Below are 6847 nucleotides of genomic sequence, written 5' to 3'. Positions count from 1 at the left end.
CGCTCCGCCGATATGTAGCTGAACATTCCGCTCTGCTGATGGTCCACCCCACGCATCTCCGCCACCTCCTCCTACAACCTCTTCCTACTCCACTATATCCGATCGAGTGGAAAACTCCTCGTTTTTCCGCAGCCTGCTAGGACTGCTTCTTTGAACTGTCAATAACTCTTATCCGCGAGTTCATCCGCACAGAATAGCGCAGCGTCTCGATTCAGCTGAATCGACGCTGCACACGCACCTGATCGATCGGTTCGATCGCGTGGCCGACTGCTCTCGCTTAAAGTGATTGTGAAGAAGGTGCGAGCTGAAATGCCTAGCTATTGGGATCGATGCCCCATTTGCGTTTGTTCTCGGCAATCTGCTCGGGCGTCGGATGCTCAATCTGCACGAACGACTTCACCTTGAACTGATCCTTGATCTCGAGGATGGCGTGATTCAGCGCGATGTCGTCCTGCAGCAGATCCGGCACTCCCGGCTCCTCGAAAATTGCCTGCCACGGGCATTCGGGCTCGCAGGCGCCGCAATCGATGCATTCGTCGGGATCGATGTAGAGCTGATTCGGAAATTTTTCCTTGTCCGAACCCGCGTACTCGTAAATGCAATCGACGGGACATACGCTAACGCATCCGGTATCCACGCAATCGCGGCAGAGTCGGGTTATAGTCCACGGCATGGTTGCTCAGCCTCTCCTCAGAAGTTCCTGTTGTGAACGATACTCGCCCTAAACTATATCGGCTAAGCGGCGCTGAAAAGCCTGCCGCCAAGAGTCGCAAAAAAAACCGCGGCGGCGCTTTCAAGACGATCGCGCAAGAATAGAATGATTGCGCCGCGAGGGGAACGCCGCATGACCCGGCGTCAGGATTAAAATGGCAAACGATTCGGCTCGAGCAAATGGCAAGCGCACCGAAACCGACAGCATGGGGGCGATCGAGGTCGCGCGCGACCGCTATTGGGGCGCGCAGACCGAGCGCTCGCTGCTGCATTTTTCGATCGGCTTCGACCGGATGCCGCGGTCGGTGGTGCGCGCGTTCGGCACGCTCAAGAAAGCGGCGGCGGAAATTAATCGCGATCTCGGCAAACTCTCGCCGGACAAGGCGCGACTGATCGTGCAGGCGGCCGACGAAGTGATCGCGGGCAAGCTCGACGATCATTTTCCGCTGCGCATCTGGCAGACCGGCAGCGGCACGCAGACCAACATGAACGCCAACGAAGTGATCTCGAATCGCGCGATAGAACTGGCCGGCGGCGTGCTCGGCAGCAAGCAGCCGGTTCATCCCAACGACGACGTCAATCTGTCGCAATCGTCGAACGACACGTTTCCGACCGCGATGCATATCGCGGCAGCCGAGGAAGTCACGCGCGATCTGATCCCATCGCTGCGCAAACTGCGCGACGCGCTGAATCGCAAAGCGATCGAGTTTGCCGATATCGTCAAGATCGGGCGCACTCATCTGATGGACGCGGTGCCGCTCGCGCTCGGCCAGGAATTTTCCGGATACGTCGCGCAACTCGACTACGATTTGAAGAGAATCGAGGCGGCGCTGCCGGACCTGTTCGAGCTTGCGATTGGCGGAACGGCGGTCGGCACTGGATTAAATACGCATCGCGAATTTGCAGGCCGCGTCGCGGCGAAGATCGCGGAATACACCGGCCTGCCATTCACATCGGCGCCGAACAAGTTCGCTGCGCTCGCCGCGCACGATGCGATGGTCGCGGCGTCGGGCGCGCTCAAGACGCTCGCGGTATCGCTGATGAAAATCGCCAACGACGTGCGCTGGATGGGCTCAGGCCCGCGCTGCGGCCTCGCGGAACTGATCCTGCCCGAGAACGAGCCCGGCTCCTCGATCATGCCGGGCAAGGTTAATCCGACCCAGAGCGAAGCGATGACGATGGTGTGTATCCAGGTGATCGGCAACGACACGGCGATCGCGGTGGCAGGCTCGCAGGGCAATTTCGAGCTAAACGTCTTCAAGCCGCTCATCATCCACAATTTTCTGCATTCGACGATGCTGCTCGCGCATTCGTGCGTGTCGTTCAGCAAGTATTGCGTCGAGGGAATCGAGGCGAATCGCGAGCAGATTCGGCAATGCGTGGAAAAATCGCTGATGCTGGTGACGGCGCTCAGCCCGCATATCGGCTACGACAACGCGGCCAAGGTCGCGAAGAAAGCGCACGCCGACGGCACCACGCTGCGCGAAGCGACCGTCGCGCTCGGCCTGCTGAAGCCCGACGAGTTCGATCGTTTGGTGCGCGCCGAACAAATGCTCGAGCCGGAAAGCTGACCGGTGGGAGCGCGCAGGATTCCATACGCCGCAGGCGTCGTCGGGCTCTGCATCGTAATTCTGCTCTGGGCCAGCACCCGGGCAGCGGCAACGCCGCCTGCGCGCGAGCCGCTACTCAGTCCGCCGATCACGCACGGCCAGATGGACGTCGCGGTCGGACTCCACATCCTCAATATCGCGTCGATCGATGAGGTCGACCAGAACTTCACCATCGACGCTTATCTGTTCGAGCGCTGGAAGGATCCGCGGCTCGCCTTTACGCCCGGCGGTCCCGACGATCTGGTGCGGCGCTACAACGTCGGCGAATTCTGGATACCGCGAGTAGAGATGATAAATGCCGCGAGCCCGCGCGATCGTTACGACACGGCAATTCTCGTGTCGCCTGATGGCACCGTCAATTACTCCGAGCGATGCAAGGCGGTGCTGTCGTCGAAATTTCAACTGAAGCGATTTCCGTTCGACACGCAGACCCTCTCGATCATCATGCAGCCCTTCGTCGCCGCCGCGGCGGGCTTCGTGACGTTCAGCCTGAACGATCATAAAACCTGGCTCTCGAGCGAGCTCGAAACCTACAGTTCGCTCGCGCAGTGGAAGCTCGAAGCCGTGCTGCCGCGCATCACCCGATGGAAGCTCTTCGACGGCTCGGAAGTCTCGGAGGTTCGCTTCGAAATCTCCGTCGAGCGGCGCTCGAACTTCTATGTATGGAAGGTGATCGTGCCGCTGACCCTGATGGTCGTGCTGTCGTGGGCGGCGTTCTGGATCGAAGCGAGCGACCTCGACAATCAACTGCAAGTCGCCGTCACCACGATCCTCACGGTTATCGCGTTCGCGTTTGCGATTTCGGCGACGATGCCGCGCGTACCGTACCTGACCTACATCGACGCGTTCTTTCTGGAGTGCTACGTGTTCGTGTTCCTTGCGATCGTCGAACTGATGACGGTGCATATTACGCATCGCTCGAATCGGCGGCGCGACCTCGGCTTGAAGATCCGATGGTACTCGCGCTTCGTCGTCCCGATCGCATTTGTGCTGTGCAACGTCTTCATCGCGATTCATTTCCTCGCCTGATGAAAGCGCATCTGTCGCAGCGGGCGAGTCCCGGAATCCTCACATCCGGAAGACGCCGAAGCCCGGATGCGGCGGAATCGGCGCGTTGAGCGAGGCCGCAATTCCGAGCGCCAGCGCCGCCCGCGTCTCGATTGGATCGAGCACGCCGTCATCCCAGAGCCGCGCGCTCGAATAAAAGCAGCTCGACTCGCCCTCATATTTTTCGAGCGTCGGGCGCACGAAATCTTTTTGCTCCGCGTCGGTCATGGTGGCGCCTTCGCGCTTCATCTGTTCAAGCTTCACCGTCAGCAGCACATTCGCCGCCTGCTCGCCGCCCATCACCGAGATGCGCGCGTTCGGCCACATGAAGAGTAGCCGCGGCGAATACGCGCGCCCGCACATCCCGTAGTTCCCCGCGCCATTCGACGCGCCGATGATCACCGTGAATTTCGGCACCTGCGCGTTGGCCACCGCGTTCACCATCTTGGCGCCGTCCTTCGCGATGCCGCCCTGCTCGTAGCGCCGGCCGACGATGAAGCCGGTGATGTTTTGCAGAAACAGCAGCGGGATACGCCGCGCGCAGCATAACTCGATGAAGTGCGTCGCCTTCAGCGCCGATTCGCTGAACAGCACGCCGTTGTTCGCGATCACGCCGACCGGATAGCCGTACAGGCGTGCGAAGCCGGTGACGAGCGTGGCGCCGTAGCGCGCTTTGAATTCGTGCATCCGGCTGCCATCGACCAGGCGCGCGATCACCTCGCGCACGTCGTAGGGCTTGCGCGTATCGACCGGGATGATGCCGTACAGCTCGGCGGGATCGTAATAAGGATCCTCGGGCGCGGCCTGATCGAATGCGTCATTGGCGGAACGACGCCCGAGGTTTTCGAAAATTGAGCGCGCAATCTCGAGCGCATGCTGATCGTCCTCGGCCAAGTGATCGCTCACGCCCGACAGCCGGGTATGCACGTCGCCGCCGCCGAGATCCTCGGCGCTGACTTCCTCGCCCGTCGCGGCGCGCACCAGCGGCGGCCCCGCGAGAAAGATCGTTCCCTGATTGCGCACGATCACGTTCTCGTCGCACATCGCGGGAACGTATGCGCCGCCGGCCGTGCACGAACCCATCACGATCGCGACCTGCGCGAGGCCCATCGCGGACATCCGCGCCTGGTTGTAGAAGATGCGGCCGAAATGTTCGCGATCGGGGAACACCTCGGATTGCATCGGCAGAAACGCGCCGCCCTAATCGACCAGGTACACGCACGGCAGCCGATTCTCGATCGCGATTTCCTGCGCGCGCAGATGCTTCTTCACCGTCATCGGATAGTAGGTGCCGCCCTTGACTGTCGCGTCGTTGGCGACCACCACCGTCTCGCGGCCGTGAATCCGCCCGACGCCGGTGACGATGCTCGCGGCGGGAGCCTCGCCGCCGTACATCCCGTATGCCGCCAGCATCGAGAGTTCCAGGAACGGACTGCCCGGGTCGAGCAACTGCCTGACCCGATCGCGCGCGAGCAATTTGCCGCGCTCGACGTGCCGTTTGCGCGCATGCGCGGGACCGCCTTCGCGGATTTTTTCGATCTCGGCGCGCAGCCGCTTCACGTGCGCTTCCATCGCCTCGCGGTTGATGCGGTATTCGTCGGACGCGGTGCTGAGTCGCGATTCTATACGATCCATTTTCGATCCTTGATGCCTAAAACCCAAAGTTGGGCTAGATATTAACCTTATGCGGCGGCGATTGCGCAAAACGCGCGCTGCCTTAACCTCATGCGGGAACGCGATCTCAAGGCGCTCGAGTTCGACAAGGTAATCCGCCTCGTGGTGGATTTCTGCGCCTCCGAACCGGCGCGCGAGGCGACCTTCGAACTGCACCCATCGACCGATGCGGCCGAGGTGCGCGATCGTCTGCGCGCCACGGCCGAGATGGCCGAGTTGCGCTCGCATGCGGGATCGATTCCGCTGAGCGAGTTTGCCGATCAGCGGCCGTACCTGCTCGCAGCCGCGCGGGTCGGCGCGATCCTCGGTGGCGAGGCGCTGGTCAAAGTGCGCGATTTCGTGGTCGCGTCGCGCCACGTCGCGGGGTTCCTCCGCTCGCGCGTCGAGCGCTTTCCGCATGTCGCGGCATTGGTGCAAAATTTGCTCGCGCCCAAGGAACTCGCCGACGCGATGCTCCGTGCGCTCGCCGACGACGGCGCGCTGCTCGACGACGCCAGCCCCGAACTAAAGCGGCTGCGCACGCGGCTGCGCGACGAGCGCGCCGAACTCGAGGCGCGCCTGATGCGCTCGCTGAACGCGTCGGGCATGGAATCGTTCATCTCGGATTACATCGTCACGATTCGGAACCGCCGCTTCGTGCTGCCGATGAAGTTGAACTACGCCGAACGGCTCGAAGGAATCGTGCAGGACCGCAGTGTTTCCGGCGAGACGCTGTTCGTCGAGCCGATGTGGGCGGTCGAGCTGAACAACCGGCTGATGATGCTCGAGCGCGAAGCCGAGGCGGAAGAAAATCGAATCCTCGCGCGCCTGACCGCGATGGTCGGCGGCTACGCCGAAGAATTGCGGATGACGTTCGACGCGCTGGTGCAACTCGACGCGCTGAACGCGCGCGCGATTTTCGCCGAGCGCTTCACCTGCGTCGAGCCGGAAATCACCGACGCCGGAATCGATCTGGTCGGCGCGCGTCATCCGCTGCTAATGACGGCGGGCCGCGAGGTCATCCCGATCGACGTGCGAATCGCACCGGGCCAGCGCGGAATCGTGATCTCGGGTCCGAACACCGGCGGCAAGACCGTTGCGCTCAAGACGATCGGATTGCTCTCCCTGATGGCGCAGGCGGGGATCCTGATTCCGGTGGAGCCGCGCAGCAAGGCGACTGTGTTTCGCAGCATCTTCGCCGATATCGGCGACGAGCAATCGATCGCGGCGAATCTCTCGAGCTTTTCGGGTCATATCGCGAACCTCTCGGAAATCGTGCGGCACCTCGACGAACCAGCGCTGGTGATTCTCGACGAACCCGGCGCGGGCACCGACCCGGCCGAGGGCGCGGCGCTCGCGATTGGCCTGATGAACTATCTCGGCGCGCGCCGTTGCATGATCGCGATCGCGACGCATTCGACCGCCGTCAAGTTGCATGCCTATTCGCAGGCGAGTTTCGAAGCCGCGGCGGTGGATTTCGACGCGGATCGGCTCGCGCCCCTCTACCGCTTGAAGCCGCATACGATTGGCCAGAGCTACGGACTCGCGGTCGCGCGGCGGCTCGGCTTGCCCGACGAAATAATCCGCGCCGCCGAAGAATCGATGGGCGCCGGCAGCGCCGAACTATCGGAAGCGCTCAAACGGCTCGACGCCGAACGAGCGAACCTGAACGTTGAAGCCGAAAAGCTCCGCGAGCGCGAAGCGAACTTGTCCGAGGTCGAGACCGACGCGCGTGCGGCGGCAAAGCTCGCGCGCGAACGCGCGGAGAACGACCGCAAGCGGCTCCGCGCTGAGACCGCGGAGATGGTCGAGGATTTTCGGCGCGA

Annotated in this window: 3 protein-coding genes and 2 pseudogenes; 3 read left to right on the top strand and 2 right to left on the bottom strand. The window is 62.3% G+C overall.

Annotation, left to right across the window (positions count from 1 at the left end; all coding sequences use genetic code 11):
- Nucleotides 1-313: 313 nt before the first annotated feature.
- Nucleotides 314-673 (bottom strand): ferredoxin family protein, encoded by a 360-nt coding sequence (locus Q7S58_RS08830; protein WP_304823665.1) that lies wholly within the window; start codon nucleotides 671-673, stop codon nucleotides 314-316.
- 193 nt (nucleotides 674-866) lie between these two features.
- On the opposite strand from Q7S58_RS08830, the gene fumC reads away from it, so the two are divergent.
- Nucleotides 867-2282 carry a class II fumarate hydratase gene (gene fumC, locus Q7S58_RS08825; RefSeq protein WP_304823663.1) on the top strand — a complete coding sequence of 472 codons (1416 nt, stop codon included), beginning with the start codon at nucleotides 867-869 and terminating at the stop codon, nucleotides 2280-2282.
- A gap of 3 nt (nucleotides 2283-2285) precedes the next feature.
- A complete protein-coding gene (locus tag Q7S58_RS08820) occupies nucleotides 2286-3350 on the top strand; it encodes a hypothetical protein (protein WP_304823660.1) in 1065 nt (354 codons plus the stop codon).
- A gap of 39 nt (nucleotides 3351-3389) precedes the next feature.
- On the opposite strand, the pseudogene Q7S58_RS08815 reads toward Q7S58_RS08820, so the two are convergent.
- A pseudogene (locus tag Q7S58_RS08815) lies at nucleotides 3390-5003 on the bottom strand (carboxyl transferase domain-containing protein).
- A gap of 90 nt (nucleotides 5004-5093) precedes the next feature.
- On the opposite strand from Q7S58_RS08815, the pseudogene Q7S58_RS08810 reads away from it, so the two are divergent.
- A pseudogene (locus Q7S58_RS08810) lies at nucleotides 5094-6847 on the top strand (endonuclease MutS2); the annotation flags it as partial.

Origin of the sequence: Candidatus Binatus sp. (assembly GCF_030646925.1) — a bacterium.
In the GTDB taxonomy this organism is placed as follows: domain Bacteria; phylum Desulfobacterota; class Binatia; order Binatales; family Binataceae; genus Binatus.
This window is presented reverse-complemented; position numbering and strand designations above follow the sequence as displayed.

Coding starts and splice junctions, on each gene's coding strand:
- Q7S58_RS08830 (WP_304823665.1), bottom strand. CDS start 673: ATGCCGTGGACTATAACCCGACTCTGCCGCGATTGCGTGGATACCGGA.
- fumC (WP_304823663.1), top strand. CDS start 867: ATGGCAAACGATTCGGCTCGAGCAAATGGCAAGCGCACCGAAACCGAC.